Below are 26,145 nucleotides of genomic sequence, written 5' to 3'. Positions count from 1 at the left end.
GCCGGCAGTTACTCCGGCACTTGTTCTTCCCTGACAACAGAGTTTTACGATCCGAAAACCTTCATCACTCACGCGGCGTTGCTCCGTCAGACTTTCGTCCATTGCGGAAGATTCCCTACTGCTGCCTCCCGTAGGAGTCTGGGCCGTGTCTCAGTCCCAGTGTGGCCGATCACCCTCTCAGGTCGGCTACGCATCGTCGCCTTGGTGAGCCGTTACCTCACCAACTAGCTAATGCGCCGCGGGCCCATCTGTAAGTGACAGCCGAAACCGTCTTTGAATGTCAAACCATGCGGTTTGCCATAGTATCCGGTATTAGCTCCGGTTTCCCGGAGTTATCCCAGTCTTACAGGCAGGTTGCCCACGTGTTACTCACCCGTCCGCCGCTGATCTCCGAAGAGATCCGCTCGACTTGCATGTATTAGGCACGCCGCCAGCGTTCGTCCTGAGCCAGGATCAAACTCTCCGAAGAAAATTTGTGACTCATAAATGTTGCTGACTTAAAAAATTTAAAACGTTTGGTACGCTTTTGGTTTTGTTTAGTTTTCAAAGATCATTTTAAAGATTGGAGCGGGTGATGGGAATCGAACCCACGACATTAGCTTGGAAGGCTAGAGTTTTACCATTAAACTACACCCGCATATAAAGTTATAAAATTACCTGGTCGGGAAGACAGGATTCGAACCTGCGACCCCTTGGTCCCAAACCAAGTGCTCTACCAAGCTGAGCTACTTCCCGTAATATGGCGCGCCCGACAGGAGTCGAACCCATAACCTTTTGATCCGTAGTCAAACGCTCTATCCAATTGAGCTACGGGCGCACATGATAATTTGTGAAGCGACTTAAATATAATACCAAGTAGTGATCTTTATGTCAACAACTTTTTTTAAGTTTTTCAAAGCTCTTTTGGTGCGGCCGAGAAGAGTCGAACTTCCACGGGGTTACCCCCACTAGGCCCTCAACCTAGCGCGTCTGCCATTCCGCCACGACCGCGAAAAGAATAATGTATGGTGCGGGTGAAGGGACTCGAACCCCCACGTCAAAGACACTAGATCCTAAGTCTAGCGCGTCTGCCAATTCCGCCACACCCGCATACATTAAATGGTGTGCCATGAAGGACTCGAACCTTCGACCCTCTGATTAAAAGTCAGATGCTCTACCGACTGAGCTAATGGCACATAGATATTCATTTTTCAAAATGAAAATGGCTGGGCTAGCTGGATTCGAACCAGCGCATGACGGAGTCAAAGTCCGTTGCCTTACCGCTTGGCTATAGCCCAATAAAAATGGCGGTCCCGACCGGGATCGAACCGGCGATCTCCTGCGTGACAGGCAGGCATGTTAACCGCTACACCACGGGACCAGATGGTGGAGGATGACGGGCTCGAACCGCCGACCCTCTGCTTGTAAGGCAGATGCTCTCCCAGCTGAGCTAATCCTCCGTATTCATTTGTGAAAATGATGACCCGTACGGGATTCGAACCCGTGTTACCGCCGTGAAAGGGCGGTGTCTTAACCGCTTGACCAACGGGCCAGAGACAATAAAAAATAATGGCGGAGAAGGAGGGATTTGAACCCTCGCGCCGCTTACGCGACCTACACCCTTAGCAGGGGCGCCTCTTCAGCCACTTGAGTACTTCCCCATATTATGGCTCCGCAGGTAGGACTCGAACCTACGACCGATCGGTTAACAGCCGATAGCTCTACCACTGAGCTACTGCGGAATAAAATTGCTGACAGACTTTCTTAATTATATGAAGGTTTGGACAAACTGTCAAGCCTTCTTTTCAGTCTTGTTTTGCGTCTCTTACGACGGCTTTTATAATTTAACACAGCTCGACACAGAGCGTCAACCCTTTTTATGAAATTCTATGAAACAAGTTTGATTTTCCCTCCGCATTTGCCGCACACGTATTTTGATGTATCCATCTTCCTGCGGCGATTGTAGATAAACCGGCACTCTGTGCATTGATACTGAACGATTTTCCTTGTTCTTGCCGGAGGCTCGATCGGCGTGCAGAACCTTGGTGCGCCCACTTGTGAAAGCAGCGCTCTGAATTCAGGATCACGGTGCTTATATCCTCTTCCTTCTATATGAAGGTGATAGTGGCACAGCTCATGCTTGATAATGCCGATCACCTCATCGATTCCCTGAGAAAGATATTTCGGGTTCACTTCGATATTGTGGCTTCTAAGCAAATACCTTCCTCCCGTTGTCCGCAGCCTGCTGTTGAAAACCGCTTTATGTTTGAATGGTTTTCTGAAGTATTCTGCAGAAAGCGATTCTGTCAGTTCCTGAAGTTTGCGTTCATTCATTTCAAAGCACCCCGCATAGTTTGTTTCTACGAACAGGACATCCCGAGCCCGCATAAAGTAAGTCATACACATACTCCATTATAAACAATAAGGAGGAACGAGCAATGCCATCATGGTTAAAAAACCAAATGCAGCGTGCGTTTTATGAAAAGGACCGTTATCAAATCAAAATGCTGAACCAGTGCTGGTATTTTTATAGAAAAAAACACTGCTCGTAAGCAGTGTTTTTCATCAGCTGTTAACCATTGTAAGTGCAACCCGGCCTTTTTGCCTGTCTACTGAGTCTACCCATACAGTTACAACATCTCCTACTGAGACAACATCAAGCGGATGCTTCACGTAAGAGTTTTTCAGCTTGGAGATGTGGACAAGCCCATCCTGCTTCACGCCAATATCAACGAAGGCTCCGAAGTCCACTACGTTTCGGACCGTCCCCTGAAGCTCCATGCCTGTCTCGAGGTCTTCCAGTTTCAGAACGCCTTTTTTAAGCAGCGGTTTAGCCACTTCATCCCGCGGATCACGGCCTGGACGCACGAGAGAATCACAAATATCTTTTAAGGTCAGTTCTCCCATGCCGATTTCTTCTGCAGCTTCTTTTATGTTCAGACTGCTTAATCCTTCTCTAAGCTTATCAGAGCCAAGGTCTTTCAGGCTCAAGCCAAGCATACGGAGCAGCTCTTCTGTTTCTTTGTAGCTTTCAGGGTGGATTCCGGTAGAATCCAGAGGGTGTTTGCCCCCGGAAATCCTTAAAAACCCTATGCACTGTTCATAGGTCTTAGCTCCAAGGCGAGGGATCTTTTTCAATTGCTTCCGGTCATCAAACTTCCCGATTTCATCACGCTGTTTCACAATGTTCTGCGCTACAGACTTGCTTAGCCCCGCCACATACTGAAGCAAAGAAGATGAAGCTGTATTCACGTTAACTCCAACTTGGTTTACAACGGTTTCAACAACAAACGTCAGAGAGTCATTCAATTTTTTCTGTGCAACGTCATGCTGGTACTGCCCGACTCCAACTGACTTAGGATCGATTTTGACCAGTTCGGCGAGCGGATCCTGCAGTCTTCTCGCTATGGAGACAGCACTGCGTTCTTCAACCTGAAAGTCAGGGAACTCTTCGCGGGCCAGGTCAGATGCAGAGTAAACACTTGCACCCGCTTCATTTACAATGATGTACGAGAGATCTGCTTTCAGTTCTTCAATCAGATCTGCCACGAATTGTTCAGTTTCCCTTGATGCCGTCCCGTTTCCGATGGCAATCAGTTCAACCTTAAAGCGCTTGATGATATCCGCAAGCTTCTGTTTCGCTTCTCTGGCTTTATTAACGGGCGGATGAGGATAGATAACCCCAATTTCAAGAACCTTCCCTGTTTCATCTACCGCAGCAAGCTTACAGCCTGTCCGGTAGGCAGGATCGACTCCAAGGACGATTCTCCCCTTAAGAGGCGGCTGAAGCAGAAGATTTCTCAGATTTTCAGAGAAAATGTGGATTGCCCGGTCATCCGCCTTTTCAGACAGTTCTTTCCGGATTTCTCTCTCGATGGAAGGTTCAATCAATCTTTTATAAGCATCTTCTATCGCTTCTATATACGTATCTTTTACAACTGTGCGCGGATTTTTAAGTTCGCGTTTTTGAAGCTGCGCAATAATTTCTTCCGCCGGCGCTTCAACCGTTACTCTCAAAATGCCTTCCTTTTCCCCGCGGTTTAGAGCAAGAACCCGGTGGGGCACAATTTTCAGGATAGGCTCCTCGTACGTGTAATACATTTCATACACGTTCTTTTCGTCTTTCTCTTCATCCTTGGCTGATGCGGCGATTTTTCCTTTTCTGAAAGTAAGATCGCGGATCCACTGGCGATAGGACGGCTCGTCTGAAATCCACTCGGCAAGAATGTCTTTCGCTCCGTCAATGGCATCCCCGGCTGTCAGCACTTCTTTTTCTTCATTGATAAACGCGGCAGCTTTTTCTTCAAGCGAGCCATTTGAAGGCTGTTCTTTCATCCAGGCTGCAAGAGGTTCAAGACCTTTTTCCTTCGCGACTGTCGCTTTTGTTCTGCGTTTTTGCTTGTAAGGCCGGTAGAGATCCTCCACTTTCTGCAGTTTGAGAGCATCATTAATGTCTTTTTTCAGTTCAGGGGTGAGTTTACCCTGTTCCTCAATCAGGCGGATAACCTCTTCTTTTCTGGCCTCAAGATTTTGGATGTACTGCCATTTTTCAGAGATGTCGCGGATCTGCACTTCATCAAGGGCACCTGTCTGTTCTTTCCGGTACCTCGCTATGAAAGGAACGGTATTTCCGCCCTCGAGCAATTCAATCACGTTCTGTATTTGCTTATATGTAATAGACAGCTCTTTGCTGATTGTCTGCATGATGCGTTCTGTTTTGTCTGCCATTCTGTTGCCTCCCCTTACATCGACTTAGAAACAGTTTACCAAAAGCCGGGCTATTTCAAAAATGACGAATAGCCCTTATTGATAAAAATTGTTTTGTTTACCCGTTTTTCAGCCCAATAAAAAAGCCCGCCAGCTAAAACAGCTGACCGACTACGTAGGTTAAATCATCCTGGCGCGATTTCGTATAAGGCTCCAGATGATTTGAGATATCTTCAATTGTCTGATAATCCTTCAAAAGAGATTTTACTGCTGGAATGTTGAGTCCGTCTGAATGCAGAATGAATTTTGCTCCTGCATCATAAGAGTACGTATGAACGCTGAACTTCTGAGGCTTGCCTGACATATAGCCAAGAACAGGCAGGGGATAGACATACTTCCCTGACGGAGAATAAAGAACGAACCGGATATTCCCTACCGAACTGAATGTGAACATATTCTGTCCAAAGTACGCCTTGAAAATAGCAACGGTTGCTCCGCGCTTGTTTTTCAGTACCTCATTTGATTTGGCAATCAGCAGCTCAACATCCTCTGCATGATATTCCTCAATGACTTCCTTGATGGCAGATGAGGATTCATAAGCACGCTCGCCGCTTCCGAGTCCGTCTGCAACGGCGCAGATGAAATAGTCCTCAGTTGCTTTAATTAAAAAACTGTCCCCGCATAATGTTTTTCCTTCCTTTTGAATCTGGTAGGCGTATGCGTAGACATGGCTGTTTTGTTCCGTTTGATACATTACTGCATCCCCAGTGACATATCAGCAGAAAGTGCTTCTTTAAGCTTCGTAATCGCTCTTCTCTGAAGCCTTGAAACGTGCATTTGAGAAATGCCGAGAATCTCTCCCGCTTCCTTCTGGCTTTTATTCAGGATATATGTGTGGTGAATAATCTCTTTTTCACGGTCAGACAAAACGTGAAGAACACTTTCAAGCATGAGCTTCTGGTTAACCTGCTCATACCCTTCTTCTTTTGAACCGACAATATCTAAAATGGTCACTGTGCTGCCGTCGGAGTCCGCTTCAATGGAATGGTCTACAGACAACGCCTGATAGCTTTTGCCCATCTCCATCGTTTCAAGCACTTCCTCCTCTGAAACCTCCAGATAATCAGCGATCTCATGAACCTGCGGTGAGCGCTGAAGGGAATTTGTCAGTTCATCAACAGCCATCTTAATCTTCGGGCCAAGCTCTTTAATTCTTCGCGGAACATGGACGCTCCATGTTTTGTCGCGTAGAAATCTCTTTATTTCACCGATGATGGTCGGAATGGCAAATGCCTCAAAGGTTTTGCCGAATTCAGGATCATAGCGGCGAATGGCACCGAGCAGGCCGATCATGCCGACCTGTTTAAGGTCTTCATGAAAGCTTTTTCCCCTTGAGTACTTCTTCGCAAGCGTCTCAACAAGGCCGCTGTAGTACTCAACAAGAAAAAGCTGGGCATCTTCATTTTGATTGTGCTGAAAATCAAAAATCAGTTCGTTTATTTCTTCTTTAGTTCGCTTCGTAGTTTTGGATGGTTGTGTCATGTTCTACTCGCTCCCCGCTTAAATACTTTGTCATGAAGACGGTAACGCCGGAATCGATTTGCACACGAACTTCATCCATGAGCGTTTCCATCAAGTAGAGCCCCAACCCTCCCTCAGGAAGCTGGTCTACAGGGTTTGCGGCAGAATACGGCCCCAGCTCATTTTTCTTTTGTTCGAAATTAAAGCTCTGGCCGCTGTCTGAAACCATCACTTCAAGGCGGTCGTCATAAAGGCCAAACCCTAAGTTTACCTCTCCGCCTTCCGCGTTCTCATACGCATGCTGCACGGCATTCGTGCATGCTTCGCTGACAGCTATCTTCAAATCTTCAATTTCATCGTACGAATAGCCCATTCTGCTTGCTATCCCGGAAAGAGTCAAACGGACGATTCCCACATATTCCGGCTTTGCAGGAATCCTCACTTCGATGTAATCCACTAACTGTCTCATCGAACCCCACCTTCTGATTTAGAAGAAATGTCAATAATTTCACTCAGACCAGTGATATTAAAAAGTCTTTCAAGACGGGTAGATAAATTCACAAGCTTCATATCTCCGCCGTTTTTTCTGACAGCCTTCAGCAGACCGACAAATGCACCGAGTCCGGTACTGTCCATGTAGGAAACATCCTTCAGGCTGACCGTCATCGATTTCCCTTCTTCAGCAAGCGGCATAAGCTGCTCTCTCAGTTTAGGTGCAGTATAGGCATCAATTTCTCCAGCCAGATCTATTTGAACAAGTTCATCTGTTTGATTTACATTTATTGAAAGGTTCATGTGTAGTCCCCCTAATATTATTCCTTTTGTCCTAATGAGTTATTTACCCCGTGTAAAAAAGGATTAAACCTCACGCTTTAAAATGAGGAGAGTAAAATCATCGTGCAGTTCAAAATCCTGCATCTGAAGAAAATCTCTGTAGATATGATCCACAATCTCCTGAGCCTTTAAATGACTGTATTTATTTATAAGATCTGTAATAAAGCAGCGTTCTACAAATTCATCTCCGGATTTTGATTCAGTCACTCCGTCGGAAAGAAGCACAACCATGTCGCCCTTTTCGATCACTTTCCTGTACTCCTTATATTTAACGGATGAATCAATTCCAAGGACAAGCCCTTTAGTCTGCATGTCCGAAAAAGAATCTTCTGTTGCACTGTAGTAAAATCCAGGCTCATGACCTGCAGAACCGTATATAAATTCGTTCGTTTTGGTATCAAACATTCCGTAAAACATCGTGATGAACATGCTTGGGTCCACGTTATGCTCGACAACCCTGTTTAAATTCTCAAGCACTCTGCTTGGAGATTTCCGCGATTCAGGCAGACTGTCCATCGCATATTTGATCATCGACATGCAAAGCGCAGCCGGAATCCCTTTGCCAATGACATCTGCTATAGCGATGCTGACTGTTTCCTCGTCATAGACAAAGTGGTAGTAATCTCCGTTCATATGCTTTGCCGGAACGCTTATTGCGCCTATATCAAGACCCGGAACATTCGGCACAGATGTTTCGAGAAGCATCTGCTGCACGTTTACAGCGACCTGAATTTCCGACTTGATCTCCTGCTGCTTGTCCCTGAGGCTTTGATGCTCCTGATAGGCAAGACCGTATCCCATCATGACCTCAAGCAGAAAATCAAGCGAGTTCAGCACCTCCTGGTCAACATCAGGAAAAAGATCCTGAAGAACCTTCCGGTGAAGACTGATGATCTCCTCAGGGGGGATTTGCTCAGCAATTGCTTTTCTGCTGAACTTCTGTCCCTGATACAAAGCCGTTTCAGTCAATTCATTCAGGTAATGGCTGAGCAGTTCCTGATATTTTGACTCAATGACATCCTTAAAATCCATTCAGCTTCCTCCTAGCGAAGCCATTTAACAGCTTGGATATCCGTTCCCTCTCCTAAGACGGTATCGATACTAAACTCATCCATCAGGCGTTTAACTCCAGGCAAACCGGCTCCAAGTCCTCCGGAAGTTGAAAAGCCGTCTTCCATTACTTTTCGCACATCCGGTATACCAGGCCCGTTATCAATGGCTATTATTTTCAATCCTTTTTTGCTGAATTCGGAAATTTGCTCAATGCAAATCTGGCCTTGTCCAGCATACAAATATATATTACGTGCAAGTTCGGAGATAGCTGTCGTAATCCTCGCTTGGTCGACCGTACCAAACCCGAGCTCTTTAGCAACATTGCGGCCAAGCTGGCGGGCAGCCACAATGTCCCACTCCGTAATGATTTTTACACAGGATTGGTTATCCATGCTTATTCCCCCAGCTCCTGTTGTAGAGTTTCAAGCCCTTTTTCAAGATCCAGCGCGGTCTGTACATCTGCCAGATGGATTCCAAGTTCGATAAGTGTAATGGCAACAGCAGGCTGTATGCCTGTTAAAACCACCTTTGCTCCCATAAGCTTCGACATGCCGATCACATCACCAAGCACCTTGGCAATGAACGAATCGATTACATCCACAGAAGTAAGGTCTATAACAACGCCGCTTGCTCCTGTTTCATGAATCTTGTGAAGCAGATCTTCCTGAAACTGCAGGGCTGTCTGATCATCAAGCTCCCACTGAATGGATACAAGCAGGCAATTATGAAGCTTTAGTATAGGAATTCGTGGAGTTCTCATTCCGGATCCCCCATTTCAACAATTTGTTTTTTGGTCATTTCAAGAGCGGCTTCCATTCCCTTTTGAAGGCTGTTTTTAGTAATAACCTGGCTTAGATCGATGCCAAGGTTTACGATCGTCTGGGCAATTTCCGGTCTTAAGCCGACCAGAAGGCATTTAGCCCCTACAAGACGCACAGCTTCAGAAGCCTGAATGATGTGATGCGCCACCATTGTGTCGACCACCGGCACACCGGTAATGTCGATCAGCACAACCTGGGCGCGGTGTTTGACAACGCCTGTGAGCAGGTTTTCCATAATCTGTTTTGCACGTTCTGTATCAATTGTACCAACAAGCGGCATAATTGTAATGTTTTCAAAGACAGGAATCAGCGGAGCAGACAGTTCCTGCAGCGCAATCTTCTGCAGGGATACCGTTCTTTCCCATGAAGCGGCATATTGATGAATCAGTTCATTGTTAATTGGGGACAGCAGTCTGTCAAACTCCCATACAATCTGCATTTTTTCCTCTTCAGACAAGTCTTCTGTCAGTCTCGTGAAAAGAATGAGGGACAGCTGTTTCAAGCCTTCTGAAATAAATTTCAGGCTCCAGCCGAGCTGAACTGCTTTATGCGCAAAGTCAGACACTCTTTCTGAAAAGTCGGTTCCCGGACTGTGCATATGGCTGATTAAAATCTGAAGGTATTCATTGCACGCATTATCATAAGCATGGTCTGACAGAAGACTGGAGTACTTTTGGTCCCCAAGCTCTTTCAGACGGTCTTTCCATTCTTTTAGAATCTCATTCTGATGAGCCATTACATATTCAAATAATTGATTGGACTTTTCTGTCATGTGTCCGTGATCCCCCTCTTAGTAAATGGGCAAAAAAGGTAACAAGTATTCCACCTTACATTATACCGATTTATGTCAATAAAATAAAAAAAAGTTGCTTTCTGGCAGCAACTTCCTTAAAAAGAACCTTTTTATCCGTTAAAAATCAATGAGTCCCAAGCTTATTTGCAAAGCTTCGTCCACTTTATCCATCATTTCATCATCTAAGTGTGTAATCTTATCAGTCAATCTCTGTTTATCAATCGTTCGGATCTGTTCCAGCAGGATAACAGAGTCACGTTCAAATCCATATCGCTTTGAATCAATTTCCACATGGGTTGGAAGCTTTGCTTTCTGAATTTGAGCAGTGATGGCTGCTATGATGACCGTAGGACTGAACCTGTTTCCGATATCATTCTGAATGATCAGTACCGGACGGACCCCGCCTTGCTCAGAGCCGACAACAGGTGATAAATCAGCAAAATAAACGTCGCCGCGTTTGACAATCAAAGGATTAACCCCCGCTTACTAAGCGTTCAACGGTGTGGTCAGCCTCTGATTCAGCCTGAAAAGCTTCGGAAGCAATGTTTAAGTTAATCTTGGCCATTTCCATGTAACCGCGTCTCATAGACTCGCGAATCTGACGCTTTTTGCGTTCGCGGATATACATTTTCGTTGCTTGATAAATTAACTCGCTCCGATTCCCATTTTCCTGTTTCACAAGACCGTCTAACTCCGAGACCAATGCTTGCGGCAGTCGAATTAAGATTTCTGTTGTTGCGCTGGATTCAGACACAAACATACACCTCCACCAAACTTACACACCTATTATTCCATTCCACATACAATAATAACACTATCAATGCAAGAAGCAAAGTTATTTTCTAATTATTCCGTCCTGCTGTCTTTAGCGCTTTGGCTCTTTTATACAATGAGACCCCTTTTAAAAACCGGCCTTACCCTTTTTTCTTCCGTCCAATAGAGAGTTTCTCATTTCAATTATACTCTTATTTCTCAAAAACATACGGGGAACGCGCGAAGTTATTGTACAAGTGACTTCATAGTTGATGGTCCCGAGTTTTTCCGCTACTTCATCCACCGGTATCATCTCATCATTCTGACTGCCGATAAGCGTAATTTTCGTTCCAATTTCTTTTTGCGAAGGCAGCTTGATCATGCATTGATCCATGCAGATCCTTCCAACAATTGGCACTCTTTCTCCGTCCACAAGCACGTCGGAATCCCTCAGGCGGCGGACCCAGCCATCTGCATATCCGATGGGAATCGTGCCGATCCATTCATCTTCCTCTGCCGTGTAGGTTGCTCCGTAGCTGATTTTGTCGCCTTTATTTATCTTTTTCACATGAACTAGCTTTGAATGAAGGGAAAACGCTTCTTTTAGTTGGTATGGAAGCAGAGGTTTCATTTCACTTGAAGGGCTTAGACCGTACATCGAGATCCCAAGTCTGACTGCATGGACAAGCTTATCCGGAAATCTCAGGCCCGTTGCGCTGTTGCCGCAGTGAATCATCACATCCCCATAGGATGCGGCTACTTTTGCCAGCACCTCAAAAGTCTTGTATTGCTCATCAAAATAGGCAGTATCAAGTTCATCCGCTGTAGCAAAATGGGTAAAAACACCTTCTATGTTCAAGCACTGTTTTCCTTCTGAAAAAGAAAAAACCTTGTGAAGTTCCTCTTCTGTGCGGATCCCAAGGCGTCCCATGCCGGTATCGAGCTTTACATGAACGGCTAATGTCCCGGTTTGAATATTGCGGCCTGCATCCTCCAGCCACTCGAAAGAAGGTGCTGTAAGGATGATGTTCATGTCGGCTGCAAGCTGCACATCTGAGGGACGGGATGCCCCCATTACAAGTATTTCCGTTTGGAATCCGGCATCGCGAAGGGCAATGGCTTCATCCAGAAATGCTACCGCAAGCATGTCCGCTCCTGCTTCAAGTGCAGCTTTCGCCACTTCTGCATCGCCGTGGCCGTAAGCATTCGCTTTCACAACAGCAATCAGCTTCTTGCCCTCTCCTATATGTGCTTTCATGTTTCGGACATTGCTCATGACGGCATCCAGATCAATCTCCGCCCAGGTATCTCTGTAAAAAGCCATTTCCATGTCTACACTTCCTCGTGATTGTCTTTATCTATTGCTGATTATGAGAGGTTTTATGGCTCGTTGTCAAATCAAAAAAGGGATTTGTTTTCTCCATAAAAAAATCGGATGGCTCACACGCCATCCGATTTTTTACTTGATTGCCTGCCCCTGAACTGATTGTGCGACCCGGATCATTTCTTCCTGAGAGAGATCCTTTGAAGCAATCATGTATTCCACTCCGTCGTACGTCCAAGTCAGCGACTGTTCTGTGAGCGCTCCAACCGCAACTCCAAGGTCCACCGGCTCGCCGTTTACTGAGGAAGAAGTAGCGACAGTTGCCGCAACGGCTTTTTCCTGGATAAACGTGTACGATTTTTCTCCGTCATACGTTTGTACGACCCGCTTGCCGTTTTCTGTTGTCATTTCTTTTTCCTCGGTCAGCTTCGCGCCTTCAATTTCCTCAAGCGGATATTTCACCGAGAATGGTTTAGAGTCAACAGCTGCAGACGTCTCAACATCTACACTCGCAAATGACATATTCTTCTCCATGTCGAATGAATTTTTATCGAACTTCGCACCAAAGTCAAAATCCGTAAATTCAACGACAACCAGAGGGTTTCTGTCTGTATCCATCACTTTTACAACCGACGGCTTCAGGTCCTTTTTGTTAAAGGTAATTTCCTGGAGAGGAAGCATCTGGCTGTTCTGGTAATTGGTTTTTGTTTCAAACACATACTCATTTTTCGTTGACTTGAAGATTGAGTCTGCATCACTCTTGATGTCTTTTACGAGTGATTCAAACAAGTATGCCTGACTGCTGTTCTGCGGCCATTCGCTTTGGAAGCGGAAGCTTTTCTTCAGAGCGGGCGTTAACACAAACACGCCTTCATTGTTTCTTAAAATCATCTGGCTTTGGTCTTTTTCTGCGTTTTTCAGATTCACTCTGTAGAAGGACGGCTGTTTATGCCAGATTTCCACCTCGTAGATCTGAGGCTCGCTACCTGTCTGCAGGGTCATCTGCGCCTTTGCTTTATACCCCGACAGCTCTTCTACCTTTTTGTCCAGATTCTCCACAACATCCGTTTTGGATTTCTCGCCGCACGCTGCAAGCATCAGGACGGCAATGATTCCCACCACCAGCAATAAAAAGTGCTTTTTCACCTATTCAGCCCCTTTGTCTCATATGACGTAAAAAGGAAGAAACGCTCCTTGAAAGCACCGTGCTCCGGCACGGTTCGATCAAACGACTTGTCTCTCCTACCGCTGTACAAATATATGAGGGTCAGGGCGTGAATATGCAGACTAGCTTGACGAGCTTTCAATTATTACTTGAGCTGCCGCATACTCCCTTGTGTGGGTAATGGACAGGTGCACGGAAAATCCTTTCATATCAGGCTTTACAATCATTGGTCTGCCAAATTCATCTCTTATAATTTCAATATCCTGAAAGCTGAGTGCCCCGCCGATGCCGGTGCCCATCGCTTTTGAAAATGCTTCTTTGGCAGCAAATCTTCCCGCTGCGTACTCTGTTTTTCTTGTGCCGGAGTAAGAATGATAGGCATCCTTTTCCCGGTCTGTCAGGATCCTGTCAATAAACTTCGGCTGCCTGAGAATCATTTTTCCGATCCGGTCTATTTCCGCAATATCAAGGCCGATTCCTTTGATCATTAAACCGCCTTCTTTCTTTCTAATGTGTTTGCCGCCGTGTACTAATATGCCGTCTGAGCTCATAACCGTGGTAATATAGAAGAAGCCTATAGAATAGGAGACATGTTCTATGTTTACAAGATCTGAAGATTTCAGGACGTTCATTCGTCTCTATCCTGTTGTAACAGCCATTGTCTGTATCCAGGTGCTGCTCTGGCTGCTGTTTTTAATACCGCTCCCTGATATTACGTTCTTCTTTGCCTCTATTGTAGGATACAACGGAGGCGTTGCCAATGGCGAATGGTGGCGGCTGATTACGCCGATCTTCCTGCACGCAAATTTTGCCCACATTCTGTTTAACAGTGTGTCCATCATTCTCTTCGCGCCTGCTCTTGAGCGCATGCTTGGAAAAGGAAGGTTTCTTTCTGCCTACCTGGCAACAGGAATTATCGCAAACCTTGCAACCTATTTTGTCATTGAAGACTTAAGCTATACCCATGTTGGTGCATCGGGCGCCATTTTCGGCCTTTTCGGCATCTACCTGTACATCGTTGTCTTCCGGAAAGACCTGATCGATTCGTCAAACTCACAGCTGATCATCACAATTTTAGCTATTGGTATTGTGATGACCTTCATCAATACGAACATTAACATTATTGCCCATATTTTCGGTGCAGTAGGCGGCGCCCTGATTGCCCCTCTTTTTTTGAAGAGGCCGGGGCGTTAGCTGCATCCGTTTTATCCGTTTACAGCAAGACGCCGTCCCATTAAAGGACGGCGTCTTTTCTTGCGCTTTTTTCATAAGAATACCATTCAAACATTTCCCCGGCATCCTTCAGATCCACGCCTTTCACGTGAAAATGAGTGCCGCCGAATCCTGAGGTAGCGGACGCCTGCAGGGAAGCAAGCTCAAGCCGCTTTTGAAAATACGACTGTTTGCATTCCAGGACCTGGATTCTCTTTCTTTTAGCCAAATAAGTGGTTTTGACCACGGCCCGGGAAACAAGCGTGAGCTGATCTCCTCTTGTATTCCAGCCGCCGGCTCGAAACGCAGCAAGGCCTGCTGCCAATGCGGCAGGAATGGTTAAAAAGGCGAGATAGCCCCAGGGCTCGAAGAAATAGCCGATGATGCAGGAGAGAATGACGAAGGGGATGGTATAGATAAGAAGATAGCCCCTCTTCGCTCTTTTAGACAGAGGAGTCAGCTGTTCCTCCATTGTATAGTCAGGCGCAAACTCCTTTAACATCTCTGCAATTTTCGCTTTTTTGATCAGCGGAAATAAGACGGCTGACATGTTTTGATTGCTTAGGCTGCCCCCTGCACTCAAAAGATGGACAGTAGCGTAGCCAAGCGGCTCCCTGATTGGATTTTCGCTGATTTTCACAGCCTGTATCCGCTCAAGCGGGATTGTAAGCTGGTGCTTTTCAAATAAACCTCTGGATATGATGAGATCCTCATCTTTTTTAACGACTGTAAAGTTCGCAAACTTCAGGCACACTCCGATAATACTCAGGACCCAGGCGATAAAAAAAGCGAGAAATACGATAATGGCGTAAACCGTGATGCTGGCATCTGTTAAAAATGACACGCGGTTTATCAGCTTATCAAACGGAATCAGCTCGTCGAACTGGGAGATGAATGCAAAAGCGGCTGAGAGCACAACACCAATGCCGCTTGAGGTTGAAGCTGCCACAAGGAGCTCTTTCATCCCGATTTTATAGACAGAACCCGGCTCTTCAACCGGTTTTTCAGCCTCTTCTTCAGCTGGAACTTCTTTTTTTCGCTCTGCCAGAGCCTCATTTATGCGGCGTGCTTCTTTACGTGTCACGGCAGTCAGCACAGCCTCCGCCTCAATCCCTCCCCCTGCTGTCTCGAGCTGGAGTTTAACAAGGCCGAACAGCTGCTGGACAATGCCGGCACTTTCGTTGATGGACTGAATCCGTTCAACCGGTATGTATTTTTTCTTTTTCACAAAAAGACCGTATTCAATTCGAAGCTCATTCTCTTCAAATCTGTAGGTGTATTTCGTCCAGCTGATGATGCTGAATATGACCATGACTGACAGAACGACGGCAAGGCCGATAAAGAAATAAAGCTTATAGTCATTCACAAAGAACAGAACAACAAACGGAAACAAACCGTCTTTCAGCTGTTTAAAGAATGTCAGAATGGCTGCTGCGGGATGCAGTCTTTTCGGTTCAGACATCATCTTCTGTCACCCTCGCAAGCTTTGAGATGAAGTCGCGGAGCTGGTCCGCCTCCGCCACATCAAGTGCGGGTATTTCATGGACGGTTGCCGCCGTGCTCACCGTCACAGTTGCAAGGTCATGCTTTCTGAGCAGAGGTCCCTGCTTTGTGTTCACGTGCTGCACTCTTACCATCGGTACAATTACGCGTGAAATAATAAACAGCCCGGACTGAATATCAATTTCGTTCTCATGCACTTCATACCGCCATGTACGGTGCTGAATTTTCGGAGTGATAAAAATAAAAACAACCGAAAACACCAGCCAAAGTCCGAATGCAGCCATGGTGATCCAGATTGGAAAATCAAATGCGTAAACCGCATAGGCAAGTCCCCCGGCTGCTGCCAGAAATATGATTGACTGAATAAGGGCAGAAAGCTTCCATACTTTTAAAGCCCGTTCGCTGATCCTGTGCTTAGGTGCGTCTCTCATCTGTGTTCCCCCTAAATAAATCTCTCTTTTTATACGTTTTTGAAAAAGATATGTTTCACTTATTTCTAAATGATTCCATATTTATTATAGCGGGATGCGGGGAACTTGAACAGGAACAGCTCTATCGGAGATAAAAAGAAGCTCCGTCTATTTTTTCCACATTCGGATAGGCGCACATCTTTTCCATCAATGCAAAAAGGGCGTCATCCTTCTTCTTCGCTTCGATCATACAATCAATCTGCGGTACGCTCCCTTTGATTTCTGACAAGAACGCCATGAACAGTTCAGGGTCCACGTACTCTGCATGGGCATTGAACTCACTATCGCTGCGGGGGCTTGAAATATGCATTTTAACCGGGAGAGGCGAATGCTCCCAGCTCGCTGTCACCCTGTCCCAGTGACTCCTCCAGTCTGAATCCTTCTCATGATTTGCGAGGTGGTGGTGATAGTCAAACACCAGAGGAATGGCAAGCTTTTCGCATAAATACAATGCATCCTGCAGAGTAAAAACGGTATCATCGTTTTCAAGCATCAGCATTTCCTGAAGCTTTACAGGCACATACCCCCAGTTATGAATGAACTGCTCGAGCGCTTTATCCTTGTTGCTGTATGCACCTCCCACGTGAATGACGCACCTATGTTCATGCGGAACACCCATTCCTCTCAGGAGAACTTCATGCATACTCAGGGTTCTGAGTGAAGTATTCATAATTTCAGGTTTAGGCGAATTAAGAAGAACAAAATGATCAGGGTGAAAATCGACCCTCATCCCTGTTTTTCGAATCCAGTCACCAAGCTCCTTAAGCGGCTCTTTCAAGTCCCGCAGATAGTGAAAATCCTTCACTTCAGGGTGATTGGCCAGCGGAATCAGCTTTGAGCTGAATCTAAAAAAACGAATGTCATTACCCGTATTATGCTTGAGTATTCTTAGGCAATTAGCAAGATTTGAGGCAGAAATTCTGGCCAGCTTTTCTATGGCCGCTTCTCTGTCCTGCAGTCGCTGAAATTGAGCGAACGTCATTGTTTGCGACGGGGAGCAATTAGTTAAATTCACACTCATGGCTACATAGCCAAGCCGGACAATGGTCAAAAAGAACACCTTCTTTCCCTGTTTTGGTTTAGGGTTCCCATTTCCGGATGCGATTACTTTTTCGCATGCAAAAAACGCACTGTGCAAGGAGCACAGTGCGTTTTGACTTGTATTAGTTAGATGATGAAGAGTTTGAATAACGGCGTTTGCCGCTGTTAGTGCTTGGCTTTCCGCCTTGCTGTCCGTAAGAACGTTTGTTGTTCTTGTTGTAAGGACGCTGGCCGTCTCTTCTGCCGCCGCTGCGGTTGCTTGAAGAAGATGATGAACGTTTGCCGCCTCCGCGCTTGTAAAGCGGAGATTCTTCTGTCAGGTTAACCGGAGTCTGGTTCGGCTCTTTCGTCATAAGCTTGATCGCTGCTGCAAGAACAGAAACTTGATCAAATTCTTCAAGCAAAGCTTCAGCTGTGCGCTTGTAGAATGATAAGTTGTCGTCAGCGATTGCCTGACGGATTTTATCAACAGATACGGATTGCTGGCCTTCAAGAGCCTCATCAAGAGTAGGAGCCTTCATGCGGTCCATTTTGCGCTTCGTTGTGCGCTCGATGATCTTCAGCATATCCTGTTCTCTTGGCGTTACGAATGTCATCGCAGCACCTGTTTTACCTGCACGTCCAGTACGGCCGATACGGTGTACATAGCTTTCAGGATCTTGAGGAACATCGAAGTTGTAAACGTGAGTGACACCAGAGATGTCAAGTCCGCGAGCAGCAACGTCTGTTGCTACAAGAACTTCAATCGCACCTTCTTTGAATTTGCGCAATGCAGACATACGCTTAGCTTGAGTAAGGTCGCCGTGAATTCCTTCAGCAGCATAGCCTCTTAGCATTAATGCTTCAGAAAGCTCATCTACTCTGCGCTTTGTGCGTCCGAAAACAATCGCAAGTTCAGGTGACTGGATGTCAAGAAGACGTGTAAGCACATCAAACTTTTTCTTCTCCTGTACTTCGATGAAGAATTGCTGAATGTTTGTAACAGTCATTTCTTTCGCTTTTACTTTTACGATCTCAGGGTTCGTCATGAACTTTTCAGCAATGCGTCTGATCGGATCAGGCATTGTAGCTGAGAAAAGCAAAGTTTGGTGCTCTGATGGCACATTTGAAAGAATGTTCTCAATGTCTTCGATGAATCCCATGTTCAGCATTTCGTCCGCTTCGTCCATAACAACAGTCTGAACATCAGATAATTTCAATGTTTTACGGTTAATATGGTCAATAAGACGGCCTGGAGTTCCAACGATGATGTGAGGGAATTTCTTCAAAGAGCGGATCTGGCGGTTAATGTCCTGTCCACCGTAGATCGGAAGTACACGTACGCGTTTTGATGAACCGATTTTGTAAAGCTCTTCTGATACCTGGATAGCAAGTTCGCGGGTCGGTGCAATGATGATTCCCTGAATCTTATCTTGTTTAACGTCGATCTTTTCGATAAGAGGAATACCGAATGCAGCTGTTTTCCCTGTACCTGTTTGCGCCTGGCCGATTACATCTTTATTTTGAAGCCCAAGCGGAATCGTTTGTGCCTGAATTGGTGTAGCTTCTTCAAACCCCATGCGGTTAATGGCGTCCATTAATAATGGGCTGATACCTAGTTCTTGAAACGTAATTGTCAATTTGTTCTACTCCTTTTAATCCTTATAGCTTCACAGACTTTCATGTATGGTGAAACAAAAAACGCCCCATCGGGCAAAACGTTAGCTTATAAAAGCCCGTAAACACTTAAATTCAATCATATCACTTTTTATATACTTTTACAACAAGGCGTATTATTTCACACTTGTCTTAGTCTGCGCCGTTAAGAAATTTTCTATAAGTTCTGCGACCTCCGGAAACTCTTCCCCATGGCAGATCAGATGCTTCGAACACGGCATAAAGCAAAGCTCCTTCTGCCTTGAACGGATTTTTTCATAAATATAAACAGCGCTTTTGACAGGCACAATTCCGTCACATTCTCCCTGTACAATCAGTACAGGTATAGTTATTTTCTCCAATAATGGTCGGATATACCTCACAAGCTTCCTGAATTGCAGAGCTGCAGCAATCGGCGTTTCCATCACTTTTTTTCTGTATCTGATAAAAAGTTCATTGTTTGCGCCTTCCCCCCTGATGGCATCTGCAATCAGCCCTTTCACATCAAGAAGCATCTGGCGCGGATTTAAGTAATGCGCAGCTGCGCTGAGAAGCACAAGCTTTTCAACCGGATACCTCGAGGCCAAATACGCTGCGATCAAGCCGCCCATTGAAAAGCCTATGATATAGACCTCGGAACATTCTTCAAGCAAATCCCTGAGCTCATTTTCAGCATGCGCAATCCATTCGCTGAATTCAATCCCCTTCAGGCTCGGCGTTTCACCGTGGCCCGGAAGCGTCGGCGACTTCAGCACCCAGTCCGTCCGTTCCTGCAGGTAGCTGACGAGAGGCTCCACTTCATAAGGAGCTCCAGTAAATCCGTGTATACAAAGGCATCCTTTCATATCACTCTCTCCCGAATGAACATATTTTTATACCGGGTTTTAAAAATAAGAGGATTGAAAAAAAAGAACCCGGGTATATAAAAAGTACCCTGGGTTACTATATTTCAAAACAAAAAGGAGCGTTCATCATGACCGCATTAAAAAACAGTGCATATGAAGTTGTAAGTGAGCTTACACCGTATTCCATCGGGGTCGGACTTGTCGTACTCGTTATCTCTCCATTTATTTTCTGAACGTCATGGACCAAGGTCCTTCCCTCTTTCTTTTCGTGTTTCTCTGACAGATCAAAAGAAGGACCGGCTGCTTTATTTCATTTCTAGAGAAGAGCTTGAACAACCTCTTCAAGCTTCATTCCGCGCGAGGCTTTTACAAGAACAAGGTCTCCCGCTTTAGCCGTTTGCTTAAGGTCTTTAATAAGCTCCTGCTTATCCTGATAAACGTGAATCACTCCGCCATCGAGGTTCTTCCTTGCACCTTCGGCTATTTCTGCCCCGAGCTTTCCGTATGTGAAAAGATGCTGCGTTTCGGCTGCATCGATTGTTTCGCCAACCTCACGGTGAAATTGAACCTGCATGTTATCCCCCAGCTCAAGAATATCTCCAAGAACAAGAATTTTCCGGCTGTATCCGTCCATATCGCCTGCAAGCCTGATGGCAGCTTTCATGGATGTCGGGCTTGCATTATAGGCATCATTGATGACAGCAAGACCGCCTTCTGTTTTCGTCAATTCCAGGCGCATGCCCGTCATTTGAATATTCTTCAGCCCTTCGCTGATCTTTTCCTCTGTCACGCCAAGGAATTCAGCTGCTGCAATGGCAGCGAGCGCATTGCCGACATTATGCTTTCCAAGCACAGGCAGGAACAGTTCTTCCCCGCGGCCGCGAATGGTAAAAAACGTGCCTTTTTCTGTGTGTCTGATTCCCTCGGGAGAATACGTGTTTTCAGCAGATGCTCCGAATGAAATCTTCTTATATGAAGCGTCCCCAATACGCTCTTTAAGCAGAGGCTCTTCCCCGTCGTAAATCAGAACACCTTCAGGTTTAAGACCGCTGACAATTTCAAGCTTGGCTTTTGCAATTCCCTCTCTTGACCCGAGATTCATCATGTGGGATTCCCCGATGTTGGTAATGATCGCAGCATCCGGCTTGGCAAGATTCGAAAGAAGTTCGATTTCCCCGAAGTTGCTCATGCCCATTTCAAGCACGGCTACCTCTGTATCTTCCGTCATGCTGAGAATTGTAAGCGGCATGCCGATATGATTGTTGAAATTCCCCTGCGTTTTGTGGACACGGAACGTTGTTGAAAGTAAAGCTGCCACCATATCTTTCGTGGTTGTCTTTCCATTGCTTCCTGTCACGCCTACAACTTTCAGGTTCAGCTGGTCAAGGTAGCTGCTTGCGAGGGTTTGAAGAGCTTCCAATGTGTCTTCAACCAGAATGACAGCACCTGAAGGAGGGTTCGGTTTTGAACGGTTCCAAAGAGTGGCCGCCGCTCCGTCAGCAAGAGCCTTTTCGGCGAAATGATGGCCGTCGAAGTTTTCGCCTGCTATCGGTACAAACAGTGTACCTGCCTCAATCTTTCTGGAATCCGTTGTAATGCCATGAATTATGGTGTTTTCATGCTGTGGCGCAAGGCCTGATCCGCCCGCCATTGTCTGAATGTCGCGCAATGAACGTTTAATCATGATCTATAATCTCCCTTCTTATATGTAAGCTGCCTTCTGCATAATGAATAAGAAACACTATTCTTTTACGAATAGTGTTTCCAGGCTTTCCTTAAAACGTGTGCTTAATTTGCTGCTTGCCTTCGTGGCGCTCAAGAGCAAGCTCGACAAGACGTCCGATAAGCTCAGGGTACTCAACGCCTGTATGCTTCCAAAGAAGCGGGAACATGCTGTATGGCGTGAAGCCCGGCATTGTGTTCACTTCGTTGATCAGCGCTCTTCCGTCTTCTGTCAGGAAAAAGTCTGCGCGTACAAGTCCTGATCCGTCGATTGCCTTAAAGGACTTAATGGCAAGCTCTTTAATCAGGGCATATTCCTCTTCCGTAACCTGTGCAGGAATCATCATGTCCGTGTCGCCGTCTTCGTATTTCGCTTTATAATCATAGAATTCTTTTTTAGGAGCAACTTCACCGACAACTGAACAGATCGGCTCATCATTTCCGATGACGCCGATTTCAATCTCGCGTCCGATGATGCCTTCTTCAATAATGATTTTACGGTCATAATCAAATGCTTCTGCGAATGCTTTTTCAAGTGACGCACGGTCTTTGCATTTGCTGATGCCGACACTTGAGCCCAGATTGGCAGGCTTAACAAAGCAAGGGTACCCAAGCTCCTGCTCCACTTTATCATAAGCTTCTTCAGGCGCCTTTTTCCACTCGCTTTTAATGTAGGAAACATAGTTTGCCTGCTCAAGTCCTGCCTGGGCAAACAAGTTTTTCATAATCACTTTATCCATGCCTGCTGCAGACGCAAGCACACCGTTTCCGACATACGGAAGGTTCAGAAGCTCAAGCATGCCCTGAACAGTGCCGTCTTCACCGTTCGGTCCGTGAAGAAGCGGGAATACCACATCAATTTGTTCGTTCGTTTCATCCGCTTTTGCAGGGAAAAGATCCTGATTCAGCGCAACCGGAGAAACCGCTGTGCCGTTTTGGCTGAACTGAAGGTCAGCAGGTGAAGCAGCCGGCTCCGTAAGCTGCGGTCCGCGGAACCATTCGCCTCTTTCGGAAATGTAGATCGGATGTATATCAAATTTATTCGTATCAAGTGCTTTTATAACAGCAAGTGCAGTCTGCAGGGAAACCTGATGCTCTGCGGACTTGCCTCCATATAATAATCCAACTTTAATTTTCATGCGGATATCCCCCTAAGAAAAGTTCATCTCTACTATATTATCACTTTCGGCCCAAATTGTTATAGCCCATCATGGATTTCTTTATAACATTCGGGCAAAGGCACGATTTGCGTCCTTTAAAGACGTTTCCAATTTCAGTAAGGCAGGCGGATGTAAGAACGTTTGCCTTTATCCTGTTTTTTACCGGCAATTACTCCGCACTTTTTTCACCCATCAGGCATTTCCTGCATGCAAACCACCTGTTTTGTATTAAAATAAGGGCAAGGAGGTCTGATTCATGAAACCAATTACATCAGAAGAGCAGTTCCAAACATTAATTACCCAAGATCAAGAGGTGCTAATCAAATTTTTCGCAGACTGGTGCCCTGACTGCACAAGAATGAACATGTTTATCGGCGAAATTATGGAATCTTATTCCTCATATGAGTGGTATGAAATCAATAAAGATGAATTCCCTGAAATCGCAGAAAAATACCAGGTTATGGGGATTCCAAGTATCCTGATTTTTAAAAACGGCGAGAAGCTCGGGCATCTTCACAGCGCGAACGCAAAGACTCCTGACCAGGTGACGGAGTTCCTTCAGGAGAAGCTGGGCTGATTTTTAGAATTGACATACTAATCAAATTATTTTATGATACAACTAATTTCATACGTTTCTTATCAAGAGAGGTGGAGGGATATGGCCCTTTGAAGCCTCGGCAACGGATCTGACAGCAGAAACCGTGCCAATTCCAGCAAACAGTTTGTTTGAGAGATGAGAGCTAGAACTTGCACAGCAGAACCAGCCTCTCTTGTCTAACAAGAGGGGCTTTTTTATGCAGAGAGAGGGGATTCCGCAATGAAATACGGTTTTTGGCTGCCGATCTTCGGAGGATGGCTCAGAAATGTTGAAGATGAAAATATGCCTCCTACTTACGCCTACGCACAGAAGGTTATCCAAAAAGCAGAGGAGTGGGGCTATGACACCACCCTTATCGCCGAGCTTTACTTAAATGACATTAAGGGACCTGAGCATGATTCGCTTGAAGCCTGGACAACGGCTGCCGCTCTTGCCGCCGTCACGGAGAAAATTGAAATTATGACAGCTGTCAGACCCGGCTTCCACAATCCTGCTGTCACGGCAAAGATGGCAGCAAACATTGACCACATCAGCAATGGACGGTTTACCCTGAACGTTGTTTCTGCCTGGTGGGAAGAAGAGGCACGGCAGTACGGCGGCATTTTTACAGAACACGACGCACGCTATGACCGGACGGAAGAATTTATTGAAGTCCTGAAGGGGCTTTGGGAAAAAGAAACGTTTACGTATCAGGGAAGATTTTATGACCTGATGAATGCCCGCCTTTCACCTAAGCCGGTGCAAAGGCCTAATCCGATTCTCTATGCGGGAGGAGAAAGCCCGCGCGGAAAAGAAACGATTGCCGAGCATTGCGATGCCTATGTGATGCACGGGGGAACGGCTGGTGAAATCAAAACGAAGATTGACGGCATGAAGCAGCTCCGGGCAGCACGCGGAAAAGAGCCATTCCAATCGTTCGGAATGGCTGCCTATATCATCTGCCGGGATACCGAAGAAGAAGTCCAGCAGGAGCTGAAGCGGATAACCGATGTAAAAGAATCATCCGCCTATGCAGGATACAAAGACTTCACAACAAAGTCCCGGCTTGAACAAAAGCTTGAGCTTTATGACTACTCGGTTTCAAACCGCGGGCTGCGTCCAAATTTGATCGGCACTCCTGAGCAGATCGCTGACAAGATCCTTGAATATGAAGAGGCAGGACTTGATTTATTGCTTCTCCAGTTCTCGCCGCAGCTCGAAGAAATGGAGCGTTTTTCATCACAGGTCATGCCGCTTGTGGAAAAGAAACGGAAACAAGGTACATTCTCGCTTTGAAAAGTCAGTAGATAAATAGACGCACAAAAACGCTTGGATCTTATTTGCCAAGCGCTTTTTGTGCGTTGTTTTAATTTCGTACTTAAGGTACCCGTTCCTTTGCGCTCCATCACCACGGGTAGGGCAGGAGCCTCCTGACGAAACTGTCAAGTGCTTTCCTTGATGGCTAACCAAAGAGATGTGATACTTCTCAAGCTAAAGAAGACGTGAATCCATTCTCCTCTCTTTTTAATCGCAGGCTGTTTTTATGCTGAATCTAAATCTCACATCGTACCCGTTCCCTTGCGCTTCAGTCCACTGGTGCATTAAATTTAAATTTAGAAAACAAGGACAACGGCATAAAGGCAAAAGTCTCAACTTCGTTCAGCACTCTGTTAAACGTGGATTTTCACATTTTATCTGTATTGGCTAAAAAGCTTTAATCAATCACCTGTCAGTTAAAACCACAAAGTCACCAATTTTCCGGAACTTTAACCAGTACATACTTTTTCGTCCACATTTGAGTGGAAGCAATTAATCTTTCACCGTCTTTTTCAAAGAACAGACCGCTGCCGTCTTTTCGTTTTAATTTCCATCCATTGGCGGCAAGCATGCGTTTAGTTTCTTGATCCGCGATTGAAGCACCCCTGTTTTCACTGCGTGTGATGTACCAGACATGGCCGTTTTCAGAAGCAATTTCAACTATTTTACGATCCGTGTTTTTCAGTCTTTCAATAGCTTCTTTTGCCGTTATTCCGCTTATGGGAACAGGGGGGTAATACCATTTATTCACATAAGCAGCAAGCGCAAGCAAAGCTAAAAAGACACCAGCAGTGAGAACGGCTTTTTTCAATGGACCACATCCTTTTAACAAATCGTTCAACGCCTGCATCACATCTTCAATAAGGAAAGTGATTATTCCTTTTTCAGCACAAAAAAGGGCCGAACCTTCAGCCCTCTTCCCTTTTCATTATTCCGGCTTTACAGCTTCAAAAGTAATCGTCTGCCGGTCATGCTCCGGTGCTTTTCCATATGTATAATCCGCCGAAATGACAATGTCCGTAAAACCAAGGCGTTCGAGAATCAGCTTAAATTCCTTCACTCCGTACCATCTCATGGCAAACCTCTGCAGCTCGGTTTCTGAAAGCTTTCCGTCTTTCCACTTTTCATACTTCAGATAGGTGACGGAATACTGATCAAGCACGCTGTACTCAACCTGCTTTGCCTCCATTGTGATGATGTACTGATCGGGCGTTTCCCACGTACTTGTAAACACTTGATTCAGCTGTTTTTCCGGCTGCAGGTCAAGATCCAGAATAAGTCGGCCGCCCTCTGTTAAATGGTCATAAAAATTCTTCAGCGCATGGATCGATTCTCTTCTGTCCTCAATTAAAAGAAATGTGCCCGCAGGCAAAATAATGGCCTCGAATTTGCCGGGAAGCTTAAATTCACTCATGCTTGCTTCTGTGAGCACTGGACGAAGTCCTCTTTCCTCACAGCGTTTTCTGCATGAATCAAGCATATGTAACGAGGTATCCAAGCCCTCGATTGCGAATCCGTCCTCAAGCAAAGGAATATACACCCTTCCAGAACCTGCACCCGGCTCAAGGATTCTCCCCTTCACTTCACGAAGACGTTCCCGGTAAAACTCCAGATCACCAAAGGAATGGCCCACCGGCTTGTCTAAATCGTATACTTCCGTTGCTAGCTTGCTGTACTGGCTGAACATTCACATCCCCCTTGCCGCGCATTCTA

General features: G+C 45.8%; 28 protein-coding genes, 12 tRNA genes, 1 rRNA gene and 1 riboswitch. Of the genes, 4 read left to right on the top strand and 37 right to left on the bottom strand.

Translation table 11 applies throughout. The features are described 5' to 3' along the window. The 14 genes from RKD52_RS21135 to RKD52_RS21070 all read right to left on the bottom strand — a co-directional run. Window positions 1–469: ribosomal RNA gene (locus tag RKD52_RS21135) — 16S ribosomal RNA — on the bottom strand; the annotation flags it as partial. A gap of 94 nt (window positions 470–563) precedes the next feature. Beyond that, window positions 564–637, bottom strand: a tRNA-Gly gene (locus RKD52_RS21130). Between the two features lie 21 nt (window positions 638–658). Further along, window positions 659–735 (bottom strand) — tRNA-Pro (locus tag RKD52_RS21125). Between the two features lie 5 nt (window positions 736–740). Beyond that, window positions 741–817: transfer RNA gene (locus tag RKD52_RS21120), tRNA-Arg, on the bottom strand. A gap of 87 nt (window positions 818–904) precedes the next feature. After that, window positions 905–990, bottom strand: a tRNA-Leu gene (locus RKD52_RS21115). A gap of 15 nt (window positions 991–1,005) precedes the next feature. Then, window positions 1,006–1,089, bottom strand: a tRNA-Leu gene (locus tag RKD52_RS21110). A 10-nt stretch (window positions 1,090–1,099) separates the two neighbouring features. Further along, window positions 1,100–1,175, bottom strand: a tRNA-Lys gene (locus tag RKD52_RS21105). A gap of 27 nt (window positions 1,176–1,202) precedes the next feature. After that, window positions 1,203–1,277, bottom strand: a tRNA-Gln gene (locus RKD52_RS21100). A gap of 7 nt (window positions 1,278–1,284) precedes the next feature. Next, window positions 1,285–1,360, bottom strand: a tRNA-Asp gene (locus tag RKD52_RS21095). A 3-nt stretch (window positions 1,361–1,363) separates the two neighbouring features. Beyond that, window positions 1,364–1,439 (bottom strand) — tRNA-Val (locus RKD52_RS21090). A 20-nt stretch (window positions 1,440–1,459) separates the two neighbouring features. Continuing rightward, window positions 1,460–1,531 (bottom strand) — tRNA-Glu (locus RKD52_RS21085). An 18-nt stretch (window positions 1,532–1,549) separates the two neighbouring features. After that, a tRNA-Ser gene (locus RKD52_RS21080) sits at window positions 1,550–1,640 on the bottom strand. Between the two features lie 6 nt (window positions 1,641–1,646). Continuing rightward, a tRNA-Asn gene (locus RKD52_RS21075) sits at window positions 1,647–1,721 on the bottom strand. A gap of 145 nt (window positions 1,722–1,866) precedes the next feature. Further along, entirely contained in the window at window positions 1,867–2,313 is a 447-nt protein-coding gene (locus tag RKD52_RS21070; RefSeq protein ID WP_454101374.1) for a SprT family protein, read from the bottom strand. Window positions 2,314–2,417: 104 nt separating this feature from the next. On the opposite strand from RKD52_RS21070, the gene cmpA reads away from it, so the two are divergent. After that, window positions 2,418–2,531: a cortex morphogenetic protein CmpA gene (cmpA, locus tag RKD52_RS21065; RefSeq protein ID WP_087946367.1), complete on the top strand. Its 114-nt coding sequence runs from the start codon at window positions 2,418–2,420 to the stop codon at window positions 2,529–2,531. Between the two features lie 13 nt (window positions 2,532–2,544). Here cmpA and RKD52_RS21060 read toward each other — a convergent pair whose 3' ends face one another. The 14 genes from RKD52_RS21060 to acpS form a co-directional block, all read right to left on the bottom strand. Beyond that, window positions 2,545–4,707 carry a Tex family protein gene (locus tag RKD52_RS21060; protein ID WP_454101368.1) on the bottom strand — a complete coding sequence of 721 codons (2,163 nt, stop codon included), beginning with the start codon at window positions 4,705–4,707 and terminating at the stop codon, window positions 2,545–2,547. Between the two features lie 133 nt (window positions 4,708–4,840). Next, a complete protein-coding gene (locus RKD52_RS21055) occupies window positions 4,841–5,440 on the bottom strand; it encodes a PP2C family serine/threonine-protein phosphatase (protein ID WP_454101367.1) in 600 nt (199 codons plus the stop codon). Next, on the bottom strand, window positions 5,440–6,228 hold the full coding sequence (gene sigB / locus RKD52_RS21050; protein WP_029286362.1) for an RNA polymerase sigma factor SigB: 789 nt from the start codon (window positions 6,226–6,228) through the stop codon (window positions 5,440–5,442). The genes RKD52_RS21055 and sigB overlap by 1 nt, the downstream gene beginning before the upstream one ends. Beyond that, window positions 6,194–6,676, bottom strand: coding sequence for an anti-sigma B factor RsbW (gene rsbW / locus RKD52_RS21045; RefSeq protein WP_454101366.1), 483 nt, complete (start codon window positions 6,674–6,676; stop codon window positions 6,194–6,196). The genes sigB and rsbW overlap by 35 nt, the downstream gene beginning before the upstream one ends. Next, on the bottom strand, window positions 6,673–7,002 hold the full coding sequence (locus RKD52_RS21040; protein WP_454101365.1) for an anti-sigma factor antagonist: 330 nt from the start codon (window positions 7,000–7,002) through the stop codon (window positions 6,673–6,675). The genes rsbW and RKD52_RS21040 overlap by 4 nt, the downstream gene beginning before the upstream one ends. 63 nt (window positions 7,003–7,065) lie before the next feature. Beyond that, complete coding sequence (locus RKD52_RS21035) at window positions 7,066–8,073, bottom strand: PP2C family protein-serine/threonine phosphatase (protein WP_454101364.1); 1,008 nt, start codon at window positions 8,071–8,073, stop codon at window positions 7,066–7,068. A gap of 11 nt (window positions 8,074–8,084) precedes the next feature. Continuing rightward, window positions 8,085–8,486: an anti-sigma regulatory factor gene (locus RKD52_RS21030; RefSeq protein WP_029286370.1), complete on the bottom strand. Its 402-nt coding sequence runs from the start codon at window positions 8,484–8,486 to the stop codon at window positions 8,085–8,087. Window positions 8,487–8,488: 2 nt separating this feature from the next. Next, complete coding sequence (locus tag RKD52_RS21025) at window positions 8,489–8,854, bottom strand: STAS domain-containing protein (RefSeq protein ID WP_029286372.1); 366 nt, start codon at window positions 8,852–8,854, stop codon at window positions 8,489–8,491. Continuing rightward, window positions 8,851–9,687, bottom strand: coding sequence for an STAS domain-containing protein (locus tag RKD52_RS21020; RefSeq protein ID WP_454101363.1), 837 nt, complete (start codon window positions 9,685–9,687; stop codon window positions 8,851–8,853). Before RKD52_RS21020 ends, RKD52_RS21025 begins: the two co-directional genes overlap by 4 nt. A 138-nt stretch (window positions 9,688–9,825) precedes the next feature. After that, entirely contained in the window at window positions 9,826–10,176 is a 351-nt protein-coding gene (gene ndoA, locus RKD52_RS21015; RefSeq protein WP_029286376.1) for a type II toxin-antitoxin system endoribonuclease NdoA, read from the bottom strand. Window positions 10,177–10,180: 4 nt separating this feature from the next. Then, the gene (locus RKD52_RS21010; protein WP_029286378.1) at window positions 10,181–10,462 is read right to left on the bottom strand and encodes a CopG family ribbon-helix-helix protein; all 282 of its coding nucleotides are present in this window, start codon (window positions 10,460–10,462) and stop codon (window positions 10,181–10,183) included. A 147-nt stretch (window positions 10,463–10,609) separates the two neighbouring features. Beyond that, the gene (gene alr, locus RKD52_RS21005) at window positions 10,610–11,791 is read right to left on the bottom strand and encodes an alanine racemase (protein ID WP_454101362.1); all 1,182 of its coding nucleotides are present in this window, start codon (window positions 11,789–11,791) and stop codon (window positions 10,610–10,612) included. A 129-nt stretch (window positions 11,792–11,920) separates the two neighbouring features. Next, window positions 11,921–12,931 (bottom strand): LolA family protein, encoded by a 1,011-nt coding sequence (locus RKD52_RS21000; RefSeq protein ID WP_369735927.1) that lies wholly within the window; start codon window positions 12,929–12,931, stop codon window positions 11,921–11,923. Between the two features lie 141 nt (window positions 12,932–13,072). Beyond that, window positions 13,073–13,438: a holo-ACP synthase gene (gene acpS, locus RKD52_RS20995; protein ID WP_454101373.1), complete on the bottom strand. Its 366-nt coding sequence runs from the start codon at window positions 13,436–13,438 to the stop codon at window positions 13,073–13,075. Window positions 13,439–13,547: 109 nt separating this feature from the next. Here acpS and RKD52_RS20990 point away from each other — a divergent pair, with 109 nt between their 5' ends. Further along, entirely contained in the window at window positions 13,548–14,144 is a 597-nt protein-coding gene (locus RKD52_RS20990; protein WP_454101361.1) for a rhomboid family intramembrane serine protease, read from the top strand. A 40-nt stretch (window positions 14,145–14,184) separates the two neighbouring features. Here RKD52_RS20990 and RKD52_RS20985 read toward each other — a convergent pair whose 3' ends face one another. From RKD52_RS20985 to RKD52_RS20955, 7 genes are all read right to left on the bottom strand, one after another. Further along, entirely contained in the window at window positions 14,185–15,627 is a 1,443-nt protein-coding gene (locus RKD52_RS20985) for a PH domain-containing protein (protein ID WP_454101360.1), read from the bottom strand. Continuing rightward, window positions 15,617–16,096, bottom strand: coding sequence for a PH domain-containing protein (locus RKD52_RS20980; protein ID WP_454101359.1), 480 nt, complete (start codon window positions 16,094–16,096; stop codon window positions 15,617–15,619). The genes RKD52_RS20985 and RKD52_RS20980 overlap by 11 nt, the downstream gene beginning before the upstream one ends. Before the next feature lie 121 nt (window positions 16,097–16,217). Continuing rightward, window positions 16,218–17,186 (bottom strand): UV DNA damage repair endonuclease UvsE, encoded by a 969-nt coding sequence (gene uvsE / locus RKD52_RS20975; RefSeq protein WP_454101358.1) that lies wholly within the window; start codon window positions 17,184–17,186, stop codon window positions 16,218–16,220. Window positions 17,187–17,298: 112 nt separating this feature from the next. Then, window positions 17,299–18,795 carry a degradosome RNA helicase CshA gene (gene cshA, locus RKD52_RS20970; RefSeq protein ID WP_454101357.1) on the bottom strand — a complete coding sequence of 499 codons (1,497 nt, stop codon included), beginning with the start codon at window positions 18,793–18,795 and terminating at the stop codon, window positions 17,299–17,301. Between the two features lie 153 nt (window positions 18,796–18,948). Next, window positions 18,949–19,656 (bottom strand): alpha/beta hydrolase, encoded by a 708-nt coding sequence (locus tag RKD52_RS20965; protein ID WP_454101356.1) that lies wholly within the window; start codon window positions 19,654–19,656, stop codon window positions 18,949–18,951. A gap of 316 nt (window positions 19,657–19,972) precedes the next feature. Beyond that, window positions 19,973–21,340: a UDP-N-acetylmuramoyl-tripeptide--D-alanyl-D-alanine ligase gene (locus tag RKD52_RS20960; protein WP_454101355.1), complete on the bottom strand. Its 1,368-nt coding sequence runs from the start codon at window positions 21,338–21,340 to the stop codon at window positions 19,973–19,975. A 91-nt stretch (window positions 21,341–21,431) separates the two neighbouring features. Next, entirely contained in the window at window positions 21,432–22,517 is a 1,086-nt protein-coding gene (locus RKD52_RS20955) for a D-alanine--D-alanine ligase (RefSeq protein ID WP_454101354.1), read from the bottom strand. A 277-nt stretch (window positions 22,518–22,794) separates the two neighbouring features. Between RKD52_RS20955 and RKD52_RS20950 the strand changes: the two genes are divergently transcribed. Continuing rightward, complete coding sequence (locus RKD52_RS20950) at window positions 22,795–23,115, top strand: thioredoxin family protein (protein WP_029286402.1); 321 nt, start codon at window positions 22,795–22,797, stop codon at window positions 23,113–23,115. Window positions 23,116–23,171: 56 nt separating this feature from the next. After that, window positions 23,172–23,278, top strand: a riboswitch (SAM riboswitch). A 77-nt stretch (window positions 23,279–23,355) separates the two neighbouring features. Then, complete coding sequence (locus tag RKD52_RS20945; protein WP_454101353.1) at window positions 23,356–24,411, top strand: LLM class flavin-dependent oxidoreductase; 1,056 nt, start codon at window positions 23,356–23,358, stop codon at window positions 24,409–24,411. 451 nt (window positions 24,412–24,862) lie between these two features. On the opposite strand, the gene RKD52_RS20940 is transcribed toward RKD52_RS20945, so the two are convergent. Continuing rightward, on the bottom strand, window positions 24,863–25,243 hold the full coding sequence (locus RKD52_RS20940; RefSeq protein WP_454101352.1) for a hypothetical protein: 381 nt from the start codon (window positions 25,241–25,243) through the stop codon (window positions 24,863–24,865). Window positions 25,244–25,360: 117 nt separating this feature from the next. Next, the gene (locus RKD52_RS20935; protein WP_454101351.1) at window positions 25,361–26,119 is read right to left on the bottom strand and encodes a class I SAM-dependent methyltransferase; all 759 of its coding nucleotides are present in this window, start codon (window positions 26,117–26,119) and stop codon (window positions 25,361–25,363) included. Window positions 26,120–26,145: the final 26 nt, after the last annotated feature.

The sequence above is a fragment of the Metabacillus sp. SLBN-84 genome (assembly GCF_053629595.1).
Note: the sequence above shows the minus strand (reverse complement) of the source record. Positions and strands in the feature narration are given on the sequence as shown.

Bases quoted from the DNA above. Each gene is read 5' to 3' on its own strand.
- RKD52_RS21070 (WP_454101374.1), bottom strand. From the start codon at position 2,313: ATGAATGAACGCAAACTTCAGGAACTGACAGAATCGCTTTCTGCAGAA.
- cmpA (WP_087946367.1), top strand. From the start codon at position 2,418: ATGCCATCATGGTTAAAAAACCAAATGCAGCGTGCGTTTTATGAAAAG.
- RKD52_RS21060 (WP_454101368.1), bottom strand. From the start codon at position 4,707: ATGGCAGACAAAACAGAACGCATCATGCAGACAATCAGCAAAGAGCTG.
- RKD52_RS21055 (WP_454101367.1), bottom strand. From the start codon at position 5,440: ATGTATCAAACGGAACAAAACAGCCATGTCTACGCATACGCCTACCAG.
- sigB (WP_029286362.1), bottom strand. From the start codon at position 6,228: ATGACACAACCATCCAAAACTACGAAGCGAACTAAAGAAGAAATAAAC.
- rsbW (WP_454101366.1), bottom strand. From the start codon at position 6,676: ATGAGACAGTTAGTGGATTACATCGAAGTGAGGATTCCTGCAAAGCCG.
- RKD52_RS21040 (WP_454101365.1), bottom strand. From the start codon at position 7,002: ATGAACCTTTCAATAAATGTAAATCAAACAGATGAACTTGTTCAAATA.
- RKD52_RS21035 (WP_454101364.1), bottom strand. From the start codon at position 8,073: ATGGATTTTAAGGATGTCATTGAGTCAAAATATCAGGAACTGCTCAGC.
- RKD52_RS21030 (WP_029286370.1), bottom strand. From the start codon at position 8,486: ATGGATAACCAATCCTGTGTAAAAATCATTACGGAGTGGGACATTGTG.
- RKD52_RS21025 (WP_029286372.1), bottom strand. From the start codon at position 8,854: ATGAGAACTCCACGAATTCCTATACTAAAGCTTCATAATTGCCTGCTT.
- RKD52_RS21020 (WP_454101363.1), bottom strand. From the start codon at position 9,687: ATGACAGAAAAGTCCAATCAATTATTTGAATATGTAATGGCTCATCAG.
- alr (WP_454101362.1), bottom strand. From the start codon at position 11,791: ATGGAAATGGCTTTTTACAGAGATACCTGGGCGGAGATTGATCTGGAT.
- acpS (WP_454101373.1), bottom strand. From the start codon at position 13,438: ATGATCAAAGGAATCGGCCTTGATATTGCGGAAATAGACCGGATCGGA.
- RKD52_RS20990 (WP_454101361.1), top strand. From the start codon at position 13,548: ATGTTTACAAGATCTGAAGATTTCAGGACGTTCATTCGTCTCTATCCT.
- RKD52_RS20985 (WP_454101360.1), bottom strand. From the start codon at position 15,627: ATGATGTCTGAACCGAAAAGACTGCATCCCGCAGCAGCCATTCTGACA.
- RKD52_RS20980 (WP_454101359.1), bottom strand. From the start codon at position 16,096: ATGAGAGACGCACCTAAGCACAGGATCAGCGAACGGGCTTTAAAAGTA.
- RKD52_RS20965 (WP_454101356.1), bottom strand. From the start codon at position 19,656: ATGAAAGGATGCCTTTGTATACACGGATTTACTGGAGCTCCTTATGAA.
- RKD52_RS20960 (WP_454101355.1), bottom strand. From the start codon at position 21,340: ATGATTAAACGTTCATTGCGCGACATTCAGACAATGGCGGGCGGATCA.
- RKD52_RS20955 (WP_454101354.1), bottom strand. From the start codon at position 22,517: ATGAAAATTAAAGTTGGATTATTATATGGAGGCAAGTCCGCAGAGCAT.
- RKD52_RS20950 (WP_029286402.1), top strand. From the start codon at position 22,795: ATGAAACCAATTACATCAGAAGAGCAGTTCCAAACATTAATTACCCAA.
- RKD52_RS20945 (WP_454101353.1), top strand. From the start codon at position 23,356: ATGAAATACGGTTTTTGGCTGCCGATCTTCGGAGGATGGCTCAGAAAT.
- RKD52_RS20935 (WP_454101351.1), bottom strand. From the start codon at position 26,119: ATGTTCAGCCAGTACAGCAAGCTAGCAACGGAAGTATACGATTTAGAC.